26 protein-coding genes and 1 riboswitch are annotated in these 22,746 nt (G+C 67.6%); of the genes, 15 read left to right on the top strand and 11 right to left on the bottom strand.

Going from position 1 to position 22,746, the window contains the following annotated elements:
- The first annotated feature begins 21 nt into the window (after nucleotides 1-21).
- From cobO to cobT, 7 genes are all read left to right on the top strand, one after another.
- Nucleotides 22-591, top strand: coding sequence for a cob(I)yrinic acid a,c-diamide adenosyltransferase (gene cobO / locus AC1Q5S_RS06610; protein ID WP_303833894.1), 570 nt, complete (start codon nucleotides 22-24; stop codon nucleotides 589-591).
- A 5-nt stretch (nucleotides 592-596) separates the two neighbouring features.
- Entirely contained in the window at nucleotides 597-1,304 is a 708-nt protein-coding gene (gene bluB / locus AC1Q5S_RS06605) for a 5,6-dimethylbenzimidazole synthase (RefSeq protein ID WP_303833892.1), read from the top strand.
- Nucleotides 1,301-2,287: an adenosylcobinamide-phosphate synthase CbiB gene (gene cbiB, locus AC1Q5S_RS06600; RefSeq protein ID WP_303833890.1), complete on the top strand. Its 987-nt coding sequence runs from the start codon at nucleotides 1,301-1,303 to the stop codon at nucleotides 2,285-2,287. Before bluB (AC1Q5S_RS06605) ends, cbiB begins: the two co-directional genes overlap by 4 nt.
- A complete protein-coding gene (locus tag AC1Q5S_RS06595) occupies nucleotides 2,284-3,495 on the top strand; it encodes an aminotransferase class I/II-fold pyridoxal phosphate-dependent enzyme (RefSeq protein WP_303833888.1) in 1,212 nt (403 codons plus the stop codon). The genes cbiB and AC1Q5S_RS06595 overlap by 4 nt, the downstream gene beginning before the upstream one ends.
- A 32-nt stretch (nucleotides 3,496-3,527) precedes the next feature.
- Nucleotides 3,528-4,979: a cobyric acid synthase gene (locus tag AC1Q5S_RS06590; RefSeq protein ID WP_422204053.1), complete on the top strand. Its 1,452-nt coding sequence runs from the start codon at nucleotides 3,528-3,530 to the stop codon at nucleotides 4,977-4,979.
- 21 nt (nucleotides 4,980-5,000) lie between these two features.
- Nucleotides 5,001-5,353, top strand: a riboswitch (cobalamin riboswitch).
- A 46-nt stretch (nucleotides 5,354-5,399) separates the two neighbouring features.
- Nucleotides 5,400-6,161 carry a 5,6-dimethylbenzimidazole synthase gene (bluB, locus tag AC1Q5S_RS06585; RefSeq protein ID WP_492238561.1) on the top strand — a complete coding sequence of 254 codons (762 nt, stop codon included), beginning with the start codon at nucleotides 5,400-5,402 and terminating at the stop codon, nucleotides 6,159-6,161.
- A 97-nt stretch (nucleotides 6,162-6,258) separates the two neighbouring features.
- Nucleotides 6,259-7,320, top strand: a complete 1,062-nt coding sequence (gene cobT / locus AC1Q5S_RS06580; RefSeq protein WP_492238560.1) for a nicotinate-nucleotide--dimethylbenzimidazole phosphoribosyltransferase — start codon at nucleotides 6,259-6,261, stop codon at nucleotides 7,318-7,320.
- Nucleotides 7,321-7,451: 131 nt separating this feature from the next.
- Here the strand turns inward: cobT and AC1Q5S_RS06575 are convergent, their stop codons facing one another.
- The 7 genes from AC1Q5S_RS06575 to AC1Q5S_RS06545 all read right to left on the bottom strand — a co-directional run bounded on the left by AC1Q5S_RS06575 (nucleotide 7,452) and on the right by AC1Q5S_RS06545 (nucleotide 13,673).
- On the bottom strand, nucleotides 7,452-8,174 hold the full coding sequence (locus tag AC1Q5S_RS06575) for a lipoprotein intramolecular transacylase Lit (protein ID WP_303833939.1): 723 nt from the start codon (nucleotides 8,172-8,174) through the stop codon (nucleotides 7,452-7,454).
- Nucleotides 8,175-8,205: 31 nt separating this feature from the next.
- Nucleotides 8,206-8,661: an anion permease gene (locus AC1Q5S_RS06570; protein ID WP_492238559.1), complete on the bottom strand. Its 456-nt coding sequence runs from the start codon at nucleotides 8,659-8,661 to the stop codon at nucleotides 8,206-8,208.
- 130 nt (nucleotides 8,662-8,791) lie between these two features.
- Nucleotides 8,792-9,922 carry a GGDEF domain-containing protein gene (locus AC1Q5S_RS06565; RefSeq protein ID WP_422204033.1) on the bottom strand — a complete coding sequence of 377 codons (1,131 nt, stop codon included), beginning with the start codon at nucleotides 9,920-9,922 and terminating at the stop codon, nucleotides 8,792-8,794.
- Nucleotides 9,923-10,214: 292 nt separating this feature from the next.
- Nucleotides 10,215-11,135, bottom strand: coding sequence for a dioxygenase family protein (locus AC1Q5S_RS06560; protein WP_492238558.1), 921 nt, complete (start codon nucleotides 11,133-11,135; stop codon nucleotides 10,215-10,217).
- Between the two features lie 44 nt (nucleotides 11,136-11,179).
- Complete coding sequence (locus AC1Q5S_RS06555; RefSeq protein WP_303833878.1) at nucleotides 11,180-12,169, bottom strand: tripartite tricarboxylate transporter substrate binding protein; 990 nt, start codon at nucleotides 12,167-12,169, stop codon at nucleotides 11,180-11,182.
- Between the two features lie 32 nt (nucleotides 12,170-12,201).
- The gene (catC, locus tag AC1Q5S_RS06550) at nucleotides 12,202-12,477 is read right to left on the bottom strand and encodes a muconolactone Delta-isomerase (RefSeq protein ID WP_026435659.1); all 276 of its coding nucleotides are present in this window, start codon (nucleotides 12,475-12,477) and stop codon (nucleotides 12,202-12,204) included.
- 11 nt (nucleotides 12,478-12,488) lie between these two features.
- Complete coding sequence (locus AC1Q5S_RS06545; protein WP_492238557.1) at nucleotides 12,489-13,673, bottom strand: muconate cycloisomerase family protein; 1,185 nt, start codon at nucleotides 13,671-13,673, stop codon at nucleotides 12,489-12,491.
- Between the two features lie 150 nt (nucleotides 13,674-13,823).
- Between AC1Q5S_RS06545 and cynR the strand changes: the two genes are divergently transcribed.
- Complete coding sequence (gene cynR / locus AC1Q5S_RS06540; protein ID WP_303833871.1) at nucleotides 13,824-14,732, top strand: transcriptional regulator CynR; 909 nt, start codon at nucleotides 13,824-13,826, stop codon at nucleotides 14,730-14,732.
- A 129-nt stretch (nucleotides 14,733-14,861) separates the two neighbouring features.
- Here cynR and nth read toward each other — a convergent pair whose 3' ends face one another.
- Nucleotides 14,862-15,500, bottom strand: coding sequence for an endonuclease III (gene nth / locus AC1Q5S_RS06535; protein WP_303833870.1), 639 nt, complete (start codon nucleotides 15,498-15,500; stop codon nucleotides 14,862-14,864).
- 114 nt (nucleotides 15,501-15,614) lie between these two features.
- Between nth and AC1Q5S_RS06530 the strand changes: the two genes are divergently transcribed.
- From AC1Q5S_RS06530 to AC1Q5S_RS06515, 4 genes are all read left to right on the top strand, one after another.
- Entirely contained in the window at nucleotides 15,615-16,805 is a 1,191-nt protein-coding gene (locus AC1Q5S_RS06530; RefSeq protein ID WP_303833868.1) for an aminotransferase-like domain-containing protein, read from the top strand.
- An 11-nt stretch (nucleotides 16,806-16,816) separates the two neighbouring features.
- Entirely contained in the window at nucleotides 16,817-17,044 is a 228-nt protein-coding gene (locus AC1Q5S_RS06525; RefSeq protein WP_303833866.1) for a SlyX family protein, read from the top strand.
- Between the two features lie 233 nt (nucleotides 17,045-17,277).
- The gene (locus AC1Q5S_RS06520; protein WP_303833860.1) at nucleotides 17,278-18,273 is read left to right on the top strand and encodes an aldo/keto reductase; all 996 of its coding nucleotides are present in this window, start codon (nucleotides 17,278-17,280) and stop codon (nucleotides 18,271-18,273) included.
- A 92-nt stretch (nucleotides 18,274-18,365) separates the two neighbouring features.
- Nucleotides 18,366-18,719, top strand: coding sequence for a DUF6172 family protein (locus AC1Q5S_RS06515; RefSeq protein ID WP_492238556.1), 354 nt, complete (start codon nucleotides 18,366-18,368; stop codon nucleotides 18,717-18,719).
- A gap of 10 nt (nucleotides 18,720-18,729) precedes the next feature.
- On the opposite strand, the gene AC1Q5S_RS06510 is transcribed toward AC1Q5S_RS06515, so the two are convergent.
- Nucleotides 18,730-19,986 (bottom strand): DEAD/DEAH box helicase, encoded by a 1,257-nt coding sequence (locus tag AC1Q5S_RS06510; RefSeq protein ID WP_492238555.1) that lies wholly within the window; start codon nucleotides 19,984-19,986, stop codon nucleotides 18,730-18,732.
- Nucleotides 19,987-20,254: 268 nt separating this feature from the next.
- Between AC1Q5S_RS06510 and AC1Q5S_RS06505 the strand changes: the two genes are divergently transcribed.
- From AC1Q5S_RS06505 to AC1Q5S_RS06495, 3 genes are read left to right on the top strand one after another with little or no spacing between them, the layout of a single operon-like run.
- The gene (locus tag AC1Q5S_RS06505) at nucleotides 20,255-20,734 is read left to right on the top strand and encodes a DUF2721 domain-containing protein (protein WP_303833854.1); all 480 of its coding nucleotides are present in this window, start codon (nucleotides 20,255-20,257) and stop codon (nucleotides 20,732-20,734) included.
- Nucleotides 20,735-20,744: 10 nt separating this feature from the next.
- Nucleotides 20,745-21,113, top strand: coding sequence for a translation initiation factor Sui1 (locus tag AC1Q5S_RS06500; RefSeq protein ID WP_492238554.1), 369 nt, complete (start codon nucleotides 20,745-20,747; stop codon nucleotides 21,111-21,113).
- The gene (locus AC1Q5S_RS06495) at nucleotides 21,113-21,358 is read left to right on the top strand and encodes a DUF3820 family protein (protein ID WP_303833850.1); all 246 of its coding nucleotides are present in this window, start codon (nucleotides 21,113-21,115) and stop codon (nucleotides 21,356-21,358) included. The genes AC1Q5S_RS06500 and AC1Q5S_RS06495 overlap by 1 nt, the downstream gene beginning before the upstream one ends.
- Before the next feature lie 72 nt (nucleotides 21,359-21,430).
- Here AC1Q5S_RS06495 and AC1Q5S_RS06490 read toward each other — a convergent pair whose 3' ends face one another.
- Both AC1Q5S_RS06490 and AC1Q5S_RS06485 read right to left on the bottom strand, forming a co-directional pair.
- The gene (locus AC1Q5S_RS06490) at nucleotides 21,431-22,051 is read right to left on the bottom strand and encodes a hypothetical protein (protein WP_492238553.1); all 621 of its coding nucleotides are present in this window, start codon (nucleotides 22,049-22,051) and stop codon (nucleotides 21,431-21,433) included.
- Nucleotides 22,048-22,686: an SCO family protein gene (locus AC1Q5S_RS06485; protein ID WP_492238552.1), complete on the bottom strand. Its 639-nt coding sequence runs from the start codon at nucleotides 22,684-22,686 to the stop codon at nucleotides 22,048-22,050. Before AC1Q5S_RS06485 ends, AC1Q5S_RS06490 begins: the two co-directional genes overlap by 4 nt.
- Nucleotides 22,687-22,746: the final 60 nt, after the last annotated feature.

The raw sequence follows: 22,746 nt of genomic DNA, 5'->3' as shown, positions 1-22,746 counted from the left end.
CTGTCTGAAAGAATGCCCACCATGCAGATCGAAACCCCACCCACCGAGAAACGCTACGAAAAGGCCGAGGGCGAGCGCCGGGGCCTGGTCATCGTCAACACCGGCGACGGCAAGGGCAAAAGTACGGCGGCCTTTGGCCTGGCGCTGCGTGCGCATGGCCGGGGCAAGGCCGTGAAGATCTACCAGTTCATGAAGGTGCCCACGGCGCGTTTTGGCGAGCACCGCATGTTCGAGCAGATCGGCATTCCCATCGAAGGACTGGGCGACGGTTTCAGCTGGAAGAGCCAGGACCTGGAGCACTCCGCGCAACTGGCGCGCGACGGCTGGGAGAAGGCGCGCGCCGCCATCCTCTCGGGCGAGTATTTCATGGTGGTGCTCGACGAAATCACCTACCCGCTGATCTACGGCTGGCTGCCGCTCGATGGCGTGCTGCAGACCCTGCGCGAGCGGCCCCGTGACGTGCATGTGGTGCTGACCGGCCGCCGCTGCCCGCCCGAAATCGTCGCGCTGGCCGACACCGTGACCGAGATGCAGATGGTCAAGCATGCGTTCAAGGCGGGTGTGCCGGCACAGCGCGGCATCGAGGACTGATGGTGATGGCGCAGCAGGGCTCGGATAGCGCGGCCCCATCTTCCCAGGCCTTTGCGCCGGGCGATGCCCGGGCCGTGTACCGGGCGATCTTCGAGCGGCGCGACATGCGCCACTTTGCCGGTGGCCAGGTGCCAGACGACGTGCTGCGCCGCCTGCTGCAGGCCGCGCACCATGCGCCCAGCGTGGGCTTCATGCAGCCCTGGCGCTTTGTGCGCGTGACCGACCGCGCCCTGCGCGAGCAACTGCACGGGCTGGTCGAGGAGGAGCGTCTGCTCACGGCCCGCGCCCTGGGCGAGCGCGAAGACGAATTCATGCGCCTGAAGGTGCAGGGCCTGCTGGAGGCCGCCGAGGTGCTGGCGGTGTCGCTGGCCGATGGCCGCGAAAAGCACATCTTTGGCCGCCGCACCCTGCCGCAGATGGACCTGGCCTCGGCCGCCTGTGCCATCCAGAACCTGTGGCTGGCGGCGCGTGCCGAGGGCCTGGGCATGGGCTGGGTGTCGCTGTTCGACCCCGTTGCCGTGGCCCGCCTGCTGCAACTGCCCGCGGGCGCCGAGCCGATCGCCTTGCTGTGCCTGGGGCCGGTGCCGGCGTTCTACGCCGAGCCCATGCTGGCCCAGACCCGCTGGGCGCAGCGCCAGCCGCTGCAGGCGCTGGTGTTCGACAATGCCTGGGGCCAGGCGAGCAGCCTGTTTGAAGAAGGGCCGGTGCCATGAATCTGGAAGCTGTGGGGTTGCCCCTGTCGGTGGGGGCCGCATTGTCGGGGGCGGTGGCGTTGTGGCTGGCGGTGTGGCTGGACCGGCTGGTGGGTGAGCCGCCCGAGCGCGCGCACCCGGTGGTGTGGATGGGGCAGGCGCTGCGCTGGTGGGGCGAGCGGCTGGCGCCGTTGTCACCCAAGGCGCAAGACTGGAAATGTTTTTGGGCTGCCGCGTTTGTCTGGTGTGCGCTGGCTGCTGTGGTTTTGGTGATTTTCTGGGGCGCCCAATGGGTTGCGCTGCAACTGCACTGGCTGTTGGCGGCGGCCTTGCTGGCGCTGCTGCTCAAGCCGCTGTTTGCCTGGCGCATGCTGTGCGACGAAGTGCTGGCCGTGGAAGCAGCCCTGGCCCGTTCGCTGCCCGAGGGCCGCGAACGCCTGGCGCGCCTGGTGAGCCGCGATGTGGCGCAGCTCGATGCGCTGCAAGTGCGCGAATCGGCCATTGAGTCGCTGGCCGAGAACCTCAACGACTCGGTGGTGGCGCCGCTGTTCTGGTTCGCGCTGCTGGGCCTGCCGGGCGCTGCGCTGTACCGCTTTGCCAACACGGCCGATGCCATGTGGGGCTACCCCGGCATGCGCGGCGGGCGCTACTGGCAATGGGCGGGCAAATGGGCCGCGCGCGCGGACGATGCGCTGTCGTGGCTGCCCGCGCGCCTCACGGCGTTGCTGCTGGCGCTGGCCACGCGGGGGCTGTCGCTGCGCGAGCTGGCGCGCCAGGCGCGCAAGACCCCGTCACCCAACAGCGGCTGGCCCATGGCGGCGATGTCGATGGCCCTGGGCGTGCGGCTGGCCAAGCCGGGCGTGTATGTGCTCAACGGCAAGGGCCGGGATGCCGGGCCGCTCGATACGCGGCGCGCCGAAAAGCTGGTGTCCATGGTGGTGATGGTGCTGGTGCCGCTGGCCGCGGTGGTGCATGTCCTGGTGGTGCTGGTGGCGGCAGCATGAGCGTTTTGTTGGCAGCCCTGCCCCCCCATGGCGGCCCCGATGCGGCGGGTGTGCCACTGCACGATTTTTCGACCAACAGCAACGCCTGCGGCCCTTGCCCCGAGGCGTTGCACGCCGTGCAGCAGGCCGACGCCACCTGTTACCCCGACCCAGCCTACACCGCGCTGCGCGAAAGCCTGGGCGCCTTTCATGGCGTTGCGCCAGAGCGCATCGTGCTGGCCGGCAGCGCCAGCGAATTCATCCACCGGATCACGGCGCTGGCGGCGCAGCAGGGCGCGTGCGCGGTGGCGCTGCCTGCGCATTGCTATGGCGACTACCCGCAGGCAGCCCAGGCGCGGGGCCTGGCGCTGCTGCGGTCTCTAGGAGCCTATCGGACTTGGAGCGTCGAAAGCGAAAATCGGCCCCAGCGAGCCCAGTTTTTGCCGGAATCGCAGCCCCATAGCCGAGCTATGGGGCAAAAATACGGTGAAAAATGGGCCGCTGCGGTCGATTGGCAGCCGACGATTTCCAAGTCCGATAGGCTCCTAGATGCGGGCAGCGCCAGCCTGCAGTGGGCCTGCGAGCCGGGCAGCCCGCAAGGCCTGGCAGACCCCGCGCTGGGCCTGTGGGCGCAGGCCGCTGCCGATGCGGACCCCGCTGCTCCCCCGGTCCTGCGCGTGCTCGACTGCGCCTACGCGCCCCTGCGGCTGGACGGCGCGGCGTGGCCCGAGTCTTTCGCACCGTACTGGCAGCTGTGGACGCCCAACAAGGCCCTGGGCCTGACGGGTGTGCGGGCTGCTTACGCCGTGGCCCCGCCGGGCAGCGGGGCGCAGGTGCAGGCACTGTCTGCGCTGGCGCCATCATGGCCTGTGGGGGCCCATGGCGTGGCCATGCTGCAGGCCTGGGTGCAGCCCGGCGTGCAGCGCTGGCGGGCCGCCAGCCTGGTCACCCTGGCGGTCTGGAAGCAACGCCAGCTGGCCCTGTGCGAGCGGCTGGGCTGGGCCGTGCAGGGCGGCAGCCTGGCCAACTATTTCTGTGCCTTGCCTCCCGGCGGCCTGCAAGAGCGCGATGGGGCGCACCTGCGTGCTGCGGGTATCAAGCTGCGCGAGTGCACCTCGTTCGGTCTGCCGGGCTGGGTGCGACTGGGCGTGCGGCCCCCGGCTGCGCAAGATGCCCTGCAGGTCGCATGGCGTGCCCGCGCGCCAGATGCGGGAAAGAAGGATTCATGACACCACAAAACCCACCCCTGGCCCGCTGCGTGATGGTGCTGGGCACCACCAGCGGCGCCGGCAAAAGCTGGCTCACCACCGCGTTGTGCCGCTGGTACAGCAACCAGGGCCTGAAGGTCGTGCCGTTCAAGGCGCAGAACATGAGCAACAACGCCCGTGTGGTCGAAGGCGTGGAGGGTGCCTGGGGCGAGATCGGCAGCGCCCAATACTTTCAGGCCTTGGCCGCACGCGCCGCACCCGATGTGCGCATGAACCCGCTCCTGCTCAAGCCCGAGGCCGACACGCACAGCCAGGTCGTGCTGATGGGTCAGGTGAGCGCCGAATTGACCGCGCTGCCCTGGCGCGGGCGCAGCGAAAAGGTCTGGCCGCAGATTGCCGGGGCGCTCGACGCGCTGCGCGCCGAGAACGACGTGGTGGTGATCGAGGGCGCGGGCTCGCCCGCCGAGATCAACCTGCACGCCAGCGACATCGTCAACATGCGCGTGGCCCGCCATGCGCAGGCCCGCTGCCTGCTGGTGACCGACATCGACCGTGGCGGCGCCTTCGCCCACCTGTACGGCACCTGGGCGCTGTTGCCCGAGGACGAGCGTGCACTCATCCACGGTTTCGTGCTCAACAAGTTTCGCGGGGATGCCGCGCTGCTCGCGCCCGCGCCGCAGATGCTGCAGAACCTGACCGGCGTGCCCACCGTGGCCACCATCCCCATGCAGTGGCACCACGGCCTGCCCGAGGAAGATGGCGTGTTCGACGACCGCAGCACGGCGGCGGGTGCCGTGCACACCACCATCGCCGTGGTGGCCTACCCGCGCATCAGCAACCTCGACGAATTCCAGCCGCTCAAGAACGTGCCCGGCCTGCGCCTGCAGTGGGTGCGCAGCCCGGCCGACGTGGCGGGCCTGCGGCCGGCCGACTGGATCGTGCTGCCCGGCTCCAAAGCCACCGCCGCCGATCTGGCCTGGCTGCGCGCGCAAGGGCTGGACCGTGCGATTGCCGTGCATGCAGGGCAGGGCGGCACCGTGCTGGGCGTGTGCGGCGGCCTGCAGATGCTGGGCGAAGCGCTGATCGACCCCGAGGGCATCGACGGCAACGGCCCCGGCCTGGGCCTGCTGCCGCTGGTCACCGTGTTCGAGCCCGCCAAAACCGTGCGGCGCACGGCCGCGCAGTTTGGCCCGCTGGTGGGCGCCTGGGCGCCGCTCTCGGGCGTGCGCGCCGAGGGCTACGAAATCCACCACGGCCAGACCGCCCAGCACCCCGCCATGGCTGCCAAGGGCGACGTGGCGCGCGAGGTCATGCCCGGCATCGCGTGGCAGAACCCGGCGGGCAACGTGCTGGGCGTGTACCTGCACGGTTTGTTCGAGGACGCCGCCGTGCTGCATGCCCTGTTTGGGGCCCAGGCGCCCACGCTGGAGACGGTGTTTGAGGGGTTGGCCAATGGTGTGGCCCGGCACTTTGAACCGGGCGTGCTGGATGCGCTGATCGCGTAAGAAATACGCGGCCATCGGCTGCTATCATCGCGCCCCTCAGGTGCCCAATGCCGCAATGGCAAAGGGAGAATCGGGAAGGCGGTGCAAATCCGCCGCGTGCCCAACGCTGTAAGGACGATGCCGCGCACAAATGCCACTGGCTGCCTAGTGCAGTGTTTCACGCTATCTGTCACATAAAAAGGCGTCTTTTCGGCCCTGGCTGCGTTGCAAATCCTCGCGATACCGCCTGGTATCGCTGTGGTTTGAGCCTTGCCAGAACCAAAAATCCATCCTTTTTATTTGTGCCATCAAGCGTAAAACATTGCACTGGCCGGGAAGGTGTGCCAAGGCAGACGACTCCAAGCCAGAAGACCGGCCTGAGCCATTTTTAGCGCTGCAAGGCCGGGCAGCGCTGCCACTATTCACGCACAGGGGACTGCCATGAATACCAGCGCGGCGGCGCAAGCCACGCCCAGCGTTCACGCCTTCACACAAGAAGCGCGCGACGCCATTTACCACGCCATCTTTTCACGCCGTGATGTGCGCGGGCAGTTTCTGCCCACGCCCGTGCCCGACGAGGTTTTGAGCCGCATCCTCACCGCCGCGCACTACGCGCCCTCGGTGGGCTTCATGCAGCCCTGGAACTTTCTGGTGGTGCAGTCGCAAGACACCAAGCGCCGCGTGCACAGCGCCTTTGCCAAGGCCCATGCGGAAGCCGCCGACATGTTCGGGGGCTACAGGCGCGCCACCTACCAAAAGCTCAAGCTCGAAGGCATCGTCGAGTCGCCCGTAGGCATCTGCATCACCTGCGACCGCGAGCGCACCGGCCCGGTGGTGGTGGGCCGCACCCACATGAAGACCATGGATCTGTACAGCAGCGTGTGCGCCGTGCAGAACCTGTGGCTCGCCGCGCGCGCTGAGGGGCTGGGCGTGGGCTGGGTCAGCATCTTCCACCAGGCGGACTTGCAAGAGGCACTGGGCATCCCCAAGGGCATCACGCCCATCGCCTATCTGTGCGTGGGCTACGTGAGCCACTTCCACGACAAGCCCGAGCTGGAAACCGCCGGCTGGCTGCCGCGCTTGCCCATGGAAGACCTCGTGTACTTCGACCAATGGGGTCAGCGCGACGACCAGCAGCCCCTCATCGCCCACCTGCAGCGCGACCAGGCCGCCGCCCAGCGCGGGCGCGAAGCCATCGCCTGACCCTGCCGCCAAGCACCGCCCTGGTGCGCACCGCCATCCAATGCGCGGCCCCCTGTGTGCGGGCTGCGCCAAACCCCCATTGAAAGTTGAACAAACCATGAATGCCCACCTGCCGCTGATTGCCGGCATCGCCAACCCGCAACTCACCCAGGCCCTGCAGCACAAGCTGGACCACAAAACCAAACCGCTGGGCTCGCTCGGCCGCCTGGAAGCCCTGGCGCTCACGCTGGGGCAGATTCTGGGCACCGAAACCCCGGCGCTGAAGCAGCCGCAAATGGTCGTCTTCGCGGGCGACCACGGCCTGGTGGCGCGCGGCGTGTCGGCCTACCCCAGCGACGTCACCTGGCAGATGGTCGAGAACTTCCTGGCCGGCGGCGCCGCCGTGAGCGTGCTGGCGCGCCAGCACGGCCTGGCCCTGAATGTGGTGGACTGCGGCGTGGCCCGCGACATCGCGCCGCGCGAGGCCGCACCTGGCCAGCCCCGCCTGTGGCTGCGCAAGGTGGCTCCAGGTACGCAAGACGCCAGCATCGGCCCGGCCATGAGCGCCGCGCAATGCGCGCAGGCGCTGGCCAACGGCATGGAGGTGGTGCGCGGCCTGCCTGGCAATGCGCTGCTGCTGGGTGAGATGGGCATTGGCAACACCTCGGTGGCCTCGCTTTTGCTGGCGCGCTTGTGCGGTGTGTCGTTGAACGATTGCACCGGTGCCGGTACGGGCCTGGACACGGCCGGCATCGCCCGCAAGCGCGCGGTGCTGGAGCAGGCGCTGGCCGCCAATGCCCACGCCACGGCGCCGCTCGACGCCCTGGCCGCACTGGGCGGCTTCGAGGTCGCCACCATGACCGGCGCCGTGCTGCAGGCCGCCGCCGAGCGCCGCGCCATCGTGGTCGATGGCTTCATCACCACCGCCGCCGTGCTGGTCGCCGCGCGCCTGCAGCCCGCTGTGCTGCAACGATGCGTGTTTGCCCACAGCTCGGGCGAACCCGGCCATGCGCTCATGCTGGCGCAGCTGCAGGCCGAGCCCCTGCTGGACATGGGCCTGCGCCTGGGCGAGGGTTCGGGCGCCGCGCTGGCCTGGCCGCTGCTGCAGTCGGCCTGCGCCGTGCTGCGCGAGATGGCGAGCTTTGAGGCGGCGGGGGTGTCGGAGCGGGGTGCGGCGTGATGGGACCCCGGTGCTGAACGCGCAGGTCGCCATCGGCCTGTGGAAAGGCGGCGGTGTTGCTGCTGAATAAATAGCTGCCAGCGCTGAACCAATCAGGGCTGGCAGCCCTGTTTGGAACGCGACGGATCGCTCTATTTGCCGGGGCGGTATTTCAGCAGTCGGGGAAGGCCATACAACGCCACGCACCAAAGGGTCGTGAATACCGCCAGCAGCAGCACGGCGATAAAGGCAAAAATATCGGGCGCTTTCATCAGCGTGGTCATCAGCGAATCCTGGTAATAGAAGAACCACTGGTGGCCTGCGGGAAAGGCCTGTTCGTGAAACCAGTAAAACACCGCTGTGGGGCCGATGGCGAAGACGGCGGCGGCGATCACGGAAAAACCCACCAAAAATCCCCGCAGGATTTGATGCACGGGGGGCCATGGCATGTGCCGTTGCCACAGGATGAAAATCAAGACGAACCACAGCGCCAGGCTGGCCATTCCCACGCCATACAGCACATCAATCAGATGGGCCACGTCTTGCAGGTGGATGATTTCTGCCGCGTGCAACAGAGCGGCGGGTTGCCCGTTTTTCAGGGGGTAGGTGATTTCGGCCAGGCCTTTGCCGCCCGCATGCACGGCGTCGCTGATTTGTCCAAACAGGCGCCAGTGGTCTGGGGGTGTGGTGAATTCAAAATCCGCCTTGAAGCGGTTGTGGGGCGCGTATTGGGCAATGGTCTGGTCCAGCCCCAAAAGCCGGTAACCCACCGGGTAGGCAAAATGGCACTGCGCCAGCAATACCCAGCTGATCCAGGCAAGGGCGAGCAGTTGGCTGGTGAAGAACAGGGGCCAGAAAATGAATCGCTCCGTCATGGCGCAGTGGTTTGGTAGCTCCGATGGCTCTTTACATGAGAGCTGCGGGCGAATTATGCATAGGCGCCCGCAGCTCTTTTGATGCGTGCCCGTGGCCCAGCCGGCAGACAGCGTCATGTGGTCCACCATGGGCCAGTGAGTCAGCGAGAAAATCACCAGCAGCACCATGGCCACCAGGGTGAGAACGAAGCCGGTGCGCACGAAGTTGCGCGGTGAAGGTGCCGGTGCCGCAGGCAATCATGGCCTGGGGCGAGTTCACGGGCAGGATGAAGCCGATGCCCACCACGTACTGCAGCAGCATGGCCATGCCGATCACGTTGATGCCCGGCGTCTGCACGGCCATGAGCACGCTGATGACGATGGGAATCATGGTCGAGGCCAGGGCGATGGCGCTGGCACAGCCCAGGTGGGCCACGATGAGGTTGGCCAGCCAGCCAGCCAGCCAGCCAGCCAGCCAGCTGGCGGCGTAATTCCTTGCCTCGGTCATCCAGACGATCACGGCAAAGGCAGGATGCCCAGCATCCCCTGGTCCGCCACCGCCAGGCCCTGCGCAGCGGGCATCAGCACGATGGCGGCCAACGCCAGCCTGACCGGCTTGCTCGGGCAACGGCGCTGCGTTATCCCGAACAGGTCTGGTTGCGTCCCAGGTCCTTGGCCTGGTAGAGGGCCGCGTCGGCGCGTGTCAGCATGGCATCCAGGGTGTCCTGCGGGCCTTGCCAGGTGGCCACCCCGATGCTGAACTGGCAATCGAGCGGGTGCCCTGCCTGGAGCAGGGCATGGATGCGTTGTGCTGCATGGCGGGCTGCCGCGGCATCGGTGTCGGGCAGCAGAATCAGAAATTCCTCGCCACCGTAACGACCCAGCCGGTCTCCGCTGCGCAAGACAGACGCCGTGCAGGCCGTGAAATGCACCAGCACGGCATCACCGTGCTGGTGGCCGTGCGTGTCGTTCACCGCCTTGAAGTGGTCCAGGTCGAGCATCATGATCGACGGCCCTCGGCCATGGCGGCGGGCGCCCTCCAGTTCCTCGTGGCACAGCTGCATGATGGCGCGGCGGTTGAGCGTCTGTGTGAGCGAGTCGTGCATGGCCAGGTGCTCCAGCTCGGTGCGCAGCCGGTCGGTCGCCAGCAGGACGGCGCCAATGGACAGCATCAGCACCGTCAGCACATAGGCGCCGATGTAGGCCGTCTGGAAATGCGAAGGCTCCATCAGGTCGCTGTTGGCTTGGCCCATGGCGATCAAGGCGAAGCGCGCTACCAGTACCAGGATGTGCAACGCCAGCACGACCTGCACCAGCCGCATGGGAAAGCCCTTGCCGCCGTGGCGCCAGAGAAAGCGCAGATGCGCGCCATACAGCACCGCCATCAGCAGCGCGAAAATGGCAACCCGCAATCGATAGTTGGGCGCGACGTAGGTCAGCCATGTCAGCACCAGCAGGGACGCGGCGGCAACGCTGCCCCACAAGATCCACCCTCCGCCATGCCCCAGGAACCGGCGGCTACCGATGTAATAAACCGTTGCGCCCAGCAGCAGCGCCTGGTTCGCCAGCACGACGGTGAGGACAGGGGAGAGTTGACCCCGGCCGCTGAAGAGCAACGTTGCGACCAGCCACAGCACCGGGCTTGCCGCCCAATAGTCCAGCCCGCGGATGCTGGGCGGGTAATTGCGCCGCATGAGCCACAGCACCACCGCCATCATGGCCGACATGAGGCTGCCCATGGCAATGAGGGAGCGCGGATCGAGTGGCATCTTCCGGCAGGGGGTGATGGAACGATGTTGTAAGAAAATGTTTATTCCAGTATAGCCAGGCCACGTTTTCCGGGGGAGTCAATTGGTGGAGCGGCTGCCGGTTTTGCGGTGCAAATCCCGCAAAACCGGATGCAAAAAAGCCGCCCACGGATGGGGCGGCTTGCGGGGGTGCGAGCGCCGGGCCGCTCATGCGGTTTCGCTTTCAAACGTATAACTTCGTTGGGTCGCCTCGCCGTGCTGCAGCACGGTCGTCGGCTCACCGCCCGGTTATTCGCTTGAATGCAAAACCGTATCAGGCGGGGGTGGTCACACGTTCCATGCGCGTCAGCGGCAAGGCCTCGTCGGCGCTGGCGGCGTTTTGCATCACGAAGTTGAACCGGGTGCGCGTGAAGGGCGCGCTGATGCCCAGCGACTCGTAGCCCGCGGGCGCCACGTTCTTCTCCAGGCCCACGATGAGGCCATCGCGCGTGGCGAAGGCAAAGTCGTCGTCGATGTAGCTGTCGCCAGGAATGTTGACCTGCGTGGTCAGCGTGCGCATGCCGGGGGCCGCCACCAGGAAGTGGATGTGCGCAGGGCGGTTGCCATGGCGGCCCAGGGCCTCAAACAGCTCGGAGGTGGGGCTGTTCGGGGGAATGGCATAGCCCGGCGGCAGGAAGGAGCGAAAGCGGTACTGGCCCTTGGCATCCGTCTCGATGCGGCGGCGCAGTTCGTAGGGCTTCATGCCGGGGAAGAAGTGCGAATAGCCGCCCTGTTCATTGGCGTGCCACACGTCCACCGAGGCGTGGGCCACGGGCTGGCCGTTCAGGTCCAGCACCTGGCCTTCCATCACGAACACCTCGCCCTTGGGTTCGCCCTCGTCCAGGCGCGCTTCGCCCTGGGACATGGGAGCGCCGGCCACAAACAGCGGGCCTTCGATGGCGCGCGGCGTGCCGCCTGTGCGGCCGGCCTTGGCGTCGGCTTCGTCGGCGCGGATGTCGATCAGGCGGTCAAAGCCCAGGCCTGCGGTGATCAGGCCCGTCTGGCCCGCCGCACCCAGGCGCGTGAGCCAGCCGGCGGCGGCCCAGAACTCGTCGGGGGTCACATCCAGTTCGTCGATGGTCTTGAACAGGTCGGTGACGATGCGCTCGGTGAGCTGGCGCACGCGTGCGTTGCCGGGGGCGATCTTCCTGGTGTTGACCAGTTCCAGCAGCTGGGCTTGGGTGAGTTCGGACATGGATGTCTCCTCGGTGGGATGGAGTGGCATGGATGCCGGTGAAATCAGTCGAGCTTGATGCCGCGCTCGGTGATCAGCTTGGTCCAGCGATCGGACTCGCGGGCCAGGTGCTTGGCCAGCTCGTCGGGCGTGGAGCCCACGGGCTCGGCACCGATGGATTCAAAGCGTTTGGCCACCTCGGGGTCTTTCATGGCGGCCAGCAGGGCTGCGTTGAGCTTGCTGACGACGGCCTTGGGCGTGGACGCCGGCATGAACACGGCGAACCATGGCGATACCTCGTAGCCCGGCACGCCGGCCTCGGCCAGCGTGGGCACATCGGGCAGGGCGCTGGAACGCTTGGCCGTGGTCACGCCCAGGGCGCGCAGCTTGCCCGACTGGATGTGCGGGCGGGCCGAGGTGATGCTGTCGAACATGTAGTTGACCTGCCCGCCCAGCAGATCGGACACGGCCGGGCCGCTGCCCTTGTAGGGGATGTGCAGCATCTCGACCTGCGCCAGCGAGGTGAAGACCTCGCCCGCCAGGTGGATGGAGGTGCCGTTGCCGGCCGACGCGTAGGTGAGCTGGCCGGGGGCCTTGCGCGCGGCGGCGATCACGTCGCGCGCGGTCTTGACGTCGGGCTGGGTGGCGTTGGTGACCAGCACATTGGGCACCACGGCCAGCAGGCTCACGGGCGCGAAGTCCTTGATCGGGTCGTAGCTGAGCTTGCCGTACAGCGGCTTGTTGGTGGCCATGCCGATCGAGGTGATCATCATGGTGTAGCCGTCGCCGGGCTGCTTGGCCACGTAGTCGGCACCGATGTTGCCGCCCGCGCCGGGCTTGTTCTCGATGACGAAGGGCTGGCCCAGCGTCTTGCCGGCCTTTTCGCCCAGCGTGCGGGCGATGGCGTCCATGGCGCCGCCGGGCGGAAAGGGCACCACCCAGCGGATGGGCTTGGCGGGCCAGTTGGCCGCAGGGGCCTGGGCGTGCGCAGTGGGCAAGGCGGCGAGGGCCAGGCCGGAGGCCAGCAGTGCCAGCGTCTGTCGTTTCATCATCATGGTGGATGTCTCTTTATGGGGTTGCGAAAGGCTCAGATGGCCGAGGGGTGCTGCGCCAGGGGGGTGACGGAGATCTTCATGAACGGAAACAGCGGCAGCCCTTGCAGCAGCTGGTGCAGTTCGTCGTTGGACGCCACATCGAAGATGCTGTAGTTGGCGTATTCGCCCACCACGCGCCAGATGCTCTTCCAGCGGCCGTCGCGCTGCAGGTCCTGCGAATAGGCCTTTTCGCGGGCCTTGATCTCGTTGGCTTCTTCCACGGGCAAGTCGCGCGGAATGTTCACATCCATACGTACCAGAAACAGCATCGGTGTTCTCCTTAAGCGGGGGTGGGGGTGTGTGCGGCCATATCGACATGCACGGCGGTAAGACCCTGGCGGGCGCGGTCGAAGCGCTCGATCTGGGCCAGCGAAACCTCGACGCCAAAGCCGGGGCCATCGGGCAGCTGCAGCTCGAAATCGACGATGGGCATCTGGCGTTCGACGATGTCGTCCACCAGCAGCTGCGGACCGAACAGCTCGCAGCCGTGGTGCTGGCTGCCGAGCGTGGAAAACACATGGGCCGATGCGGCGCTGCCCAAAGATGTTTCGAGCATGGTGCCGCCGTACCAGCCGATGTCGGCCGCTTCGGCCACGGCCGCCACCTTGCGCGTGCGGACCAGGCCGCCATGCTTGGCGACCTTGAGCGAGAACACATGGCTGGCCTTTTCGCGCGCCAGCATCATGGCGTCCTGCGGTGTGCACACGGTTTCGTCGGCCATGATGACGGCGCCATCGAGCGTGGCGGTAAGGTTCCTGAGCGCCTCCACGTTCCACTGCGCCACGGGCTGCTCGATCAGCGTCACGCCGGCCTCGACCAGCTGCGGCAGGTAGCGGCGCGCGGTGTTGCCGTCCCAGGCCTGGTTCACGTCCACGGTGAGCGTGGCCTTGCCCTGCAGGCCGCGCGCGATCTGCGACACATGGGCCACGTCGTCCTTTGGCGCGCGGGCGCCGATCTTCATCTTGAAGATGTGGTGGCGCTTTTGTTCCAGGCGCAGGTGGGCTTCCTGCAGGTCGCGCTCCACGTCGCCGCTGGCCAGCGTCCAGGCCAGGGGCAGGCTCTGGTGCACCTTGCCGCCCAGCAGCTGCCAGGCGGGCAGGCCCAGCGTGCGGGCCACGGCGTCGATCAGCGCCATCTCCACCGCGCTCTTGGCGAACGCATTGCCCTTGCAGGCCTTGTCCATGCGCGCCAGGGCGGCTTCAAAACCGCCCGCATCCTGGCCGACGAGGGCAGGTGCCAGGTAGTGGTCGATGGCGTGCAGGATGCTTTCGGGCGACTCTTCGTTCCACGAAGGGCCACCGATGGTGGCGGCCTCGCCAAAGCCCGTGGCGCCATCCTGGAGCCAGACCTGAACAATGACCGGACTCTGGCGGCTGATGGAGCCAAACGAGAGCTTGTGCGGGCGGATCGTGGGAATGTCCAGAATCCGTGTCTGCATGCGTTCGATGGTGAAACGGCTGTGCATCGCTGTGTACCTTTTTTGGATGGGCCAGGAAATGACGCTGGCCCACCGGTGGACCAAAAATGCAAGGTTAGGTTGAATCCGTATGGGGTTCCAATGATTTATTTGCGACTTATCATTCGACGGAATCGAACGAATGAATGGGGTGTTCTGATGGAAATCCGGCAACTGCGCTACTTTCTCGACATCGCCCAGACCGAGCACCTCACGCAGTCGGCGCAGAACCTGTTTGTCACGCAGTCCACCTTGTCGCACGGGCTGCGCCAGCTGGAGCAGGAGCTGGAGATACCGCTCTTTGACCGGCTGGGCCGGGGCTTGCGGTTGTCGCAGGCGGGCGCGGCTTTCAGGGTGCACGCTGCGCGTGCGCTGCAGGAAATCGAGGCCGGGCGCATGGCGCTGGCCGACATGACGGGGCTGCAGGCGGGCACCCTCACGGTGGGTGTCATCCCCACCTTTCTGCACACCCTGGTGCCAGCCACGGTGGCGGCCTTCAGCATGGCCTACCCCAAGGTGAACATCGTGGTGCGCGACCTGCGTGCCGGCCCCATCGAGGAACAACTGGTCGAGGGCCTGCTGGACGTGGGCATTGCCTTTCACCCCACGCAGCGCGAGGAGATCGAGACCGAGCCCCTGTTCGAGGAGCGCATGCAGCTGGTGGTGAACCGCGCCCACCCGCTGGCGCGCCGCCGCACCCTGGCCGTCAAGGCCCTGGCCGAGGTGCCGTTGGCCATGCTGCCACGCGCCTTTGCCACGCGCCGCCTGATCGACGACAGCCTGCGCGTGGCCGGTGTGCAACCCTGGGTGCGCGTGGAGATGGAGTCGGTGGAGGGCCTGATCGACGTGTGCCGCTGGGGCGAGCTGGCCTGCATCGTGCCCGAGCGTGCCGCGCGCCAGGCGCCGGACATGCAGGCCATCCCGCTGCATTCGCCGCAGATGGTGCGCCACGCCGGCATCCTGTGGCGGCGCGGCGCCTCGCGCAGCCGGGCCGCCGTGGAGTTTGCGGCCTTGCTGCGGCCACGGCATCGGCTGCCCGGTGCGGGGCGGGGCGGAGCGGATATTTGAATGAATAAGGCCGATTGCGCTGATAGATGAAACACCGGATGCTCTAGAAATAATAGCTATTGTGGCCGTGCGCAAGGCGCTGTGAACGGCGCTGCCGCAGGCGTGTTGTGCGCCCGCTCCATCCGCCGGTCAGGGCGCGCTCGTCTTGGGCTGAAAGTCGCAGTAGGGCGCCACCCGGCATTCCCAGCAGCGCGGCTTGCGTGCCTGGCACACGTAGCGGCCCAGCAGGATCAGCCAGTGGTGCGAATCCACGGCGTAGGCGGCGGGCACCCGCTTCATCAGCTGCAACTCCACCGCCAGCGGGTTCTTGCCGGGGGCCAGGCCGGTGCGGTTGCTCACGCGAAAGATGTGCGTATCCACCGCCATGGTGGGCTGGCCGAAAGCCACGTTGAGCACCACGTTGGCCGTCTTGCGGCCCACGCCGGGCAGGGCTTCGAGCGCCTCGCGCGTGCGCGGCACCACGCCACCGTGCTGCGCGACCAGGATGCGGCAGGTTTCCATCAGGTGGCGCGCCTTGCTTTTGTACAGGCCAATCGTCTTGATATAGCCCTCCAGCCCGTCCAGCCCCAGGTCCAGGATGGCCTGCGGCGTGCCCGCCACGGGGAACAGTTTGCGCGTGGCCTTGTTCACGCCCACATCGGTGGCCTGGGCCGACAGCAGCACGGCGGCCAGCAGCTCGAACACGGTGGTGTATTCGAGCTCGGTGTTGGGCAGCGGGTTGGCGGCCTTCAACGTGGCAAAAAAGGGTTCGATCTGCGCGGTTTTCATGGCGGGCAGTGTAGGGGCTGCGAGTCCGCAGCGGCCCATCGATGCCTGTGGGCCGGAAATCTGCATTCCGATTGGCGACAATGGGCGATCTCCTGCCCACCTGAAATCCAAGCCATGCAATTTGCCGACCGCCTGAACAACGTAGAAACCTCCGCCATCCGCGAACTCTTCAAGCTGCTGGGCAAGCCCGGCATCATCAGCTTTGCGGGCGGGTTTCCTGACAGCGCCATGTTTGACGTGGACGGCATCCGCGCCGCCAGCAATGCCGCCCTGGCCGAAGAGCCTGGTGCTGCGCTGCAATACGGTGCTACCGAGGGCTACAACCCGCTGCGCGAGCAACTGGCCGCCTTCATGGCCAGCAAGGGTGCCAAGGATGTAGCGGCCGACAACCTCATCGTGACCACCGGCAGCCAGCAGGCCCTGGACCTGCTGGGCAAGACGCTCATCAGCCCCGGCGACAAGGTCATTGTGGAAGGCCCGACCTTTCTGGCCACCATCCAGTGCTTCCGCCTGTACGGCGCTGAACTCATCAGTGCGCCCATCGATGGCAACGGCGTGAAGACCGACGAGCTCGAAAAGCTCATTGCCGAGCACAAACCCAAGTTCGTTTACCTGATCCCCACCTTTGGCAACCCCAGCGGCGCCATGCTGAGCCTGGAGCGCCGCAAGGCCGTGCTGGAGATGGCGGTGAAGCACCAGACCCTGATCGTCGAGGACGACCCCTACGGCGACCTGTACTTTGGCGAAGCACCCCCGCCCAGCCTGCTCAGCCTGTCGGCCACGGTGCCGGGCAGCCGCGAGCTGCTGGTGCATTGCGGCTCGCTCAGCAAGGTGCTCTCGCCCGGCCTGCGCGTGGGCTGGATGATTGCCCCGGCCGAGCTGCTGGCCAAGGCCACCATGTGCAAGCAGTTCAGCGATGCACACACCAGCACCTTCGCCCAGGCCACGGCCGCCCAATACCTCAAGGCCGGCCGCATGCCCGCCACGCTGGCCCATGTGCGCAAGGTGTATGCCGAGCGCGCCCAGGCCATGGGCGACGCGCTGCGGAGCGGCCTGGGCGACGCCATCGAGTTCGTGCAGCCCCAGGGTGGACTGTTTGTGTGGGCGCGCCTGACGGGCGCGGGCGGCAAGGTGGCCGACGGCAATGTGCTGGCCAAGCGCGCGATTGAAAAGGGCGTGGCCTTTGTGCCCGGCACGCCGTTCTTCTGCGCCAACCCCGACCACGCCACCTTCCGCCTGTCGTTTGCCACGGCCGATGCGGACAAGATCCGCGAAGGCGTGGCGCGCCTGGGCCAGGCAGTGTGACCTGTCCATCCATGCCAGATACCAACGACCTCGGCAACCTCCTCCAGCGCCTGGAAAACCTGGAGGTCAAGGCCAGTTTTACCGAAGACCTGCTGGACCAGCTGAACATGGCCATCTACCAGCAGCAGCAACTGATCGACCGGCTCACGCACGAGATCATCGCCCTGCGTCAGCAGGCGCCCGAGGGCGGCTCCAACGGCCCGCGCAACCTGCGCGACGAGCTGCCACCGCATTACTGAGCGTCAGACCCCTCCCCATGTCGCCCTTTGCGGCAACCCCGGCGCTGGCGCCCGGCCAGGCGCTGTACCCGCACCTGCTGGCGCCGCTGGATGCCAAGCGTGCCATTGACCAGGCGGCACGGCTTTAACGGCGGGCGCGGCCAGGGCGATCACCGCAGTACCATGCGGTGCCGGGCTGCACATGGGGTGCCGGGCCGGTGTTCTCCGCTGTTCCCGTTCTTCAGGTCTGTTCCATGCAATACCGCAACCTTGGCAAAAGCAACCTCCAGGTCTCCCGTCTGTGCCTGGGCACCATGATGTTTGGCGATCAGACGCCGCGTGAAGAGGCCGCCGCCATCGTGGCCCATGCCCATGCCCAGGGGGTGAACTACATCGACACGGCCGACGTGTACACCAAGGGCGCTTCCGAATCCATGGTGGGCGAATTGCTGCGCGGCCAGCGCCACGACTGGGTGCTGGCCACCAAGCTGGGCAACGCCATGTCGGAGCGCAAGAATGAGGGGCACTATTCGCGCAGCTGGATGCTGCGTGAGGTCGAAGCCAGCCTGGGGCGGCTGCAGACCGACCATGTGGACCTTCTTTACCTGCACCGCGACTACAACGGCATGAACCTGGAGGAGCCGCTGTGGGCGCTCGACGCCCTGCTGCGCGCGGGCAAGATCCGCTACTGGGGCGTTTCCAATTTCCGGGGCTGGCGCATCACGGAACTGGTGCACCTGGCCCGGCAGATGGGCATGCCCGGGCCGGTGGTGTGCCAGCCCTGCTACAACCTGCTCAATCGCATGCCCGAGGTCGAGGTGTTGCCGGCCTGCGCCCACCATGGCCTGGGCGTGACGCCCTACAGCCCGGTGGCGCGTGGCGTGCTCACGGGCAAATACCTGCCCGGCCAGCCGCCGGTGGAGGGCTCGCGCGCGGCACGGGGTGACAGGCGCATCGCACAGACCGAATGGCGCGAAGAGTCGTTGCAGATCGCCCAGACCCTGCAGCAGCATGTGCAGGCGCGGGGCGTGACGCTGGCGCAATTTGCCACGGCCTGGGTGCTGGCCCATCCGGCGGTGAACTCGGTGATTGCCGGGCCCCGCACGCTGGCGCAGTGGCAGGACTACGCGCCCGCGCTCGGCTACACCCTGACCCGGGAAGACGAAGCGCTGGTGAATTCGCTGGTGGCGCCGGGCCATCCCTCCACGCCGGGATTCAACGACCCGGCCTACCCGCTGGACGGGCGCTAACCGGTTCGTGGGGGCGGCGCTGCGGCGCCTGTGCCGGCGTCGATTTGTCCTTGGCCGGGGTGCGGCAGTTGCCGCAGGCGGTACGATCGCCCATGAAAAAAACTTTCCCGCTCCACATCGAAGGCAAGAACAGCGACCGCGTCCTGGATGCCGTCAAGCATGAAATCCGCAAGTACATCAAGCGTGAGCGCGGCCGCCCGGTGCCGGCCGGTGCGGATTTCTGGGACTTCGACTGCAAATTCGGCAGCACCGCCGAAACCGCCGCAGTCGCCCACCTCTCCGCCCTGATCGGCCTGATTGACGGTGTGGCCCGCGAAGGCGGGACGCAGTTTTATGTCGAAATTCTGGCCAAGGGCGGGCATCGCCAGGCCCGTCCTGCGCCGGTGGGTGAAGAAGGCGAGGGCGCCACCAGTGACGGCAACGGCGCCGACGGATCCGCCGACTGATCGCCCGATCTCAATCCTTCCCGGCCGCCGCCTGCGCTGCTGCGGCCGCGGCGCGCAGCTTGTCTTTCTTGCTGGGCCGCTTGCCCTTGATGCCTCCGGTGCTTGCTGCCGTGGCCTCTGGCGGCACTTCGGTGGGCTCGAAACCAGCGATCTGTTCGCGCGGCAGCGCGAGGTGCTGGCGCTTCTCGATCAGGCGCCAATGCGCTTCGGTGTCTGCGCTGACAAAGCTCACGGCCACGCCGGCCTCGCCGGCACGCCCGGTGCGCCCGATGCGGTGCACGTAATCCACTGCCGAACGGGGCAGGTCGTAGTTCACCACGGCGGGCAACTGGGCGATGTCGATGCCGCGCGCGGCCAGGTCGGTGGTCAGCACCACCTGCCAGCGCTCGTCCCTGAACTCCTGCAGCACCTGCGTGCGCGCGCCCTGGCTCAGGCCGCCATGGAAAGGCGTGGCAAAGATGCCGGCCTTGTAGAGCTTTTCGGCCACATGCTCGGCGGCATATTGCGTGGCCACGAACACCAGCACCCGGCTCCATTGATGCTGCTGCACCAGGTGGCGCAGCAGCTGCGTGCGGCGGCTGGCGTCCACCGCGATGGCGCGTTGCACGATGGCCGGTTCACTGCCAGGGGTGTCGGCCACGGCCACGCGCACGGGCTCGTGCAGCAGCCCCTCGGCCAGTGACTGCACTGCGGTGGGGAACGTGGCCGAAAAGAACAGGTTCTGCCGCTGCGCCGGCAGCAAGGCCAGCACGCGGTTGAGTTCGTCGGCAAAGCCCAGGTCGAGCAGGCGATCGGCCTCGTCCAGCACCAGCAGCTGCACGGCGGAGAGTTTCAGGGCGTTGTGCTCCACCAGATCGAGCAGGCGGCCGGGCGTGGCAACCACTGCATCGGCCCCACCACGCAGCGCCATCATCTGCGGATTGATCGAGACGCCGCCAAACACCACGGCCACCTTGGGCGGCTGCGCCAGGTGCTGGCCCAGGCTGCGCACCACTTCCCCCACCTGGGCGGCCAGTTCGCGCGTGGGCACCAGGATGAGGGCGCGCACCTGCCGCGGGGTGTGGGCCGCGCCGGCTTGCAGCCGCTGCAGCAGGGGCAAGGCAAAAGCTGCCGTTTTGCCCGAACCCGTCTGGGCCGAGCCCACGACATCGGCGCCGCGCAGGATGGCCGGAATGGCGGCCTCCTGGATGGGCGTGGGCGCGGAAAAACCCATGGCCGTGGCGGCCTGGACGAGGGCGGGAGAGAGACCGAGGGCAGAAAATGGCATGGTGTGGGCAAAAAATTCAGGCCACCCCCTGGTGCCACTGCGCACAAGGTGATGGCCCGCAAGGAAAACGGTGCGGCAACCGGTGGACGGGCCACAGCGCTGTGTCCGCCGTGAAATACGCCTGGCCGACGGGGCTGCGGTGGAGCCGGCGCGCCAATGGCGGCGTGCCGGGTGCCACGCAACCTGCGGGCGTGCATTGTGCGCCACCTGCGCGGGTGGCGATAATCGCAGCCTGCCTGCCCCGGCGCTGCACAGGCCTTTTGACACCATGAACCTTGCCTTTGATTCGTCCACCATCACCCACAGCATCCAGCTGGCCGTGGCCCCGGTGTTCCTGCTCACCGCCGTGGCCGGCATGATTGGCGCTGTGGCCGGGCGCCTGGCGCGCATCATCGACCGGGCCCGCGTGGTGGAAGACCGGGCCCGCCACTCCGACGAGGCCGAGTTTCTGGAGCGCGCCGTGATCGAGCTCGGTTACCTGCGCACCCGCGGGCGCATGGCCAATGGCTGCATCGGCCTGCTCACCCTGTGCGGTTTTCTGATCGGCGTGACCATCATCCTGCTGTTTCTGGGCGAAACCACCGATTTCCGGGGCCACACCTGGGCCCTCGGGAGTTTTCTGAGCGGTGTGCTCTCGTTCCTGCTGGCGCTGGTGCTCTTTTTTGTGGAGACGGTGATGGCCACGCGCATCCTCAATTTCCACATGCTGCGCTCGCCGGTGTCCGCGCCCGCCGCCCGGCAACCCTGAGGCCGGCACCATGAAATCCCTGCGCGATCTGGCAGGCCTGGGTGGCCTGGTCTATTCCACCGACCATGGCCGCATGTGCCCCGGTTGCCGCCAGCCGCAGGCGCAGTGCGTGTGCAAGTTGGCGCCAGTGCCTGCGGGCGACGGCATCGTGCGCGTTGCGCGCGAGACCAAGGGGCGTAGTGGCAAGGCGGTCACGGTGGTCAAGGGCGTGGCGCTGGATGCCGATGCGCTGGCCGCGCTGGGCAAGCTGCTCAAGGCCGCGTGCGGAAGCGGCGGCACGGTGAAGGACGGCGTGATCGAGGTGCAGGGCGACCATGTGGAGCGCGTGATCGAGGTGCTGAAAAAGCGCGGCCACCAGGTCAAGCGCGCGGGCGGCTGATGAGGGACCCCACCGAGTTGCAGCGCCTGGTCACGGTGACCATGCCCTATGGCAAGTACAAGGGCCGCGTGCTGGCAGACCTGCCCGGCAGCTACCTCCACTGGTTTGCCCGCGAGGGCTTTCCACGCAGCGACCTGGGGCGTCTGCTGGCGCTCATGCACGAGATCGACCACAACGGCCTGTCGCCCCTGCTCGATCCCTTGCGCGCCGCTGCGGGCCTGCCGCCGCGCGCGCAAACCGACTGAGGCGATTTCTGCTGCGCTGAGGCCGCAGATTCCCGCGCATGGAAGCGCTTTAAGTTATTCAAAACAGAGCGTTCAGGCGTTTTCCACCGCGAGCGCATCACCCTCGCGCCGCACCATCCACCAGCCCACCCGCGCCAGCCAGCCCAGTGCCAGCAACGCCGCCAGACCCACCAGCCACTGCCCCAGGCGCGCCTGGTCGTCCAGCAGGTAGGCGTTGCACAGGCGCAGCGGCGTGTCGATGTAGAGCTGGCCCACCACGGCGGTCATGGGCAGCATGTTGCCGAGGAAGAAGCCCTGCACCACCCACCCCGCCGCGCGCCACGACAGCCGCAGCGCCGCGCCCGCGCCCAGCAGCGCGGCGCATTTGGCGGCTTCGATGGCGGGGTCGCGCAGCGCCAGGTCGAGCACGCGCGGCACCATCAGCACGGTCAGCACCATGGCCACGAACACCAGCCCGGCGATGCCGTGGGCATTGCAGCGCGCCAGCGCCGCGCGCGCACGCTGCGGCAGCGCGGCCGCCAGCAGCGCGCCGGCCCCCATCAGCAGCGGGAACTGCAGCACCATGTGGCGCCACATGCTGGCCTCCAGCGCCTGGCGCAGCGCGGGCCAGGCCAGCAGCGCGACCAGCGCCAGTCCCCAGGCGGCCTGGGTGCGGGGCGTGCAGGCCCATGCGGTCCGTGTCCACAAAATCATCGCGTACCCCGGGCGAGGTGGCGTGCGTAGTCCAGCGCGAGCTGCTGCTCTGCGATGTCGAACACGCGCACCATGCGGCCGTGCGCATCGAACACCAGCAGCGCGGCGTTGTGTTCGTAGTCGCCCCGGCCGTTGGGTACCACCACCACGCCCAGGCGGCGCAGCAGGGCCTGCTGCTGTGGCGCGTCGGGCACGCGCACGAAGCGCCACAGGGCGGGGTCGGCGTGCAGCCCGCGTGCATAGGCGCGCAGCGCCGCCGGGTCGTCGTGCGCGCCATCGAAGCTGATCGACAGCAGGCGCAGGTTTGCGGGGCGGCCCGTCTCGGCATCGGCCTGCAGCGCCGCCTGCAGCAGCTGGAACGTGCTGCCCAGCGACAGGCAGACGGTCTGGCAGCGCGTGTAGATGAAGTCGGCGATGGTCACGCCGCCACCCTGCGCCAGCAGCGCGGGCAGGTCGGGCGCTGCCACGCCCGGACCATCCACCGCCACGCGCGGTGCGTCCACGGGCTGCAGCGCCACCTCCAGGCGGCGCGCGCCCTCGTCGGTCCAGACCTGGAAGCCGTGCGTGAGCCAGTCCGCCGCCACGTAGCCGCACAGCGCCAGCAGCAGACTCAGCACGGCGGTGCGCAGCATCATCTCAGCGGCTCCACTGCGCTGCGCCCCACCTGCGACACATCACACTGGCGCGGCCCAAGC

It is taken from the genome of Acidovorax sp. GW835-FHT14B10 (assembly GCF_058793725.1).
The sequence above is the reverse complement of the archived record's forward strand: the minus strand, read 5'-3'. Positions and strand labels throughout refer to the sequence as shown.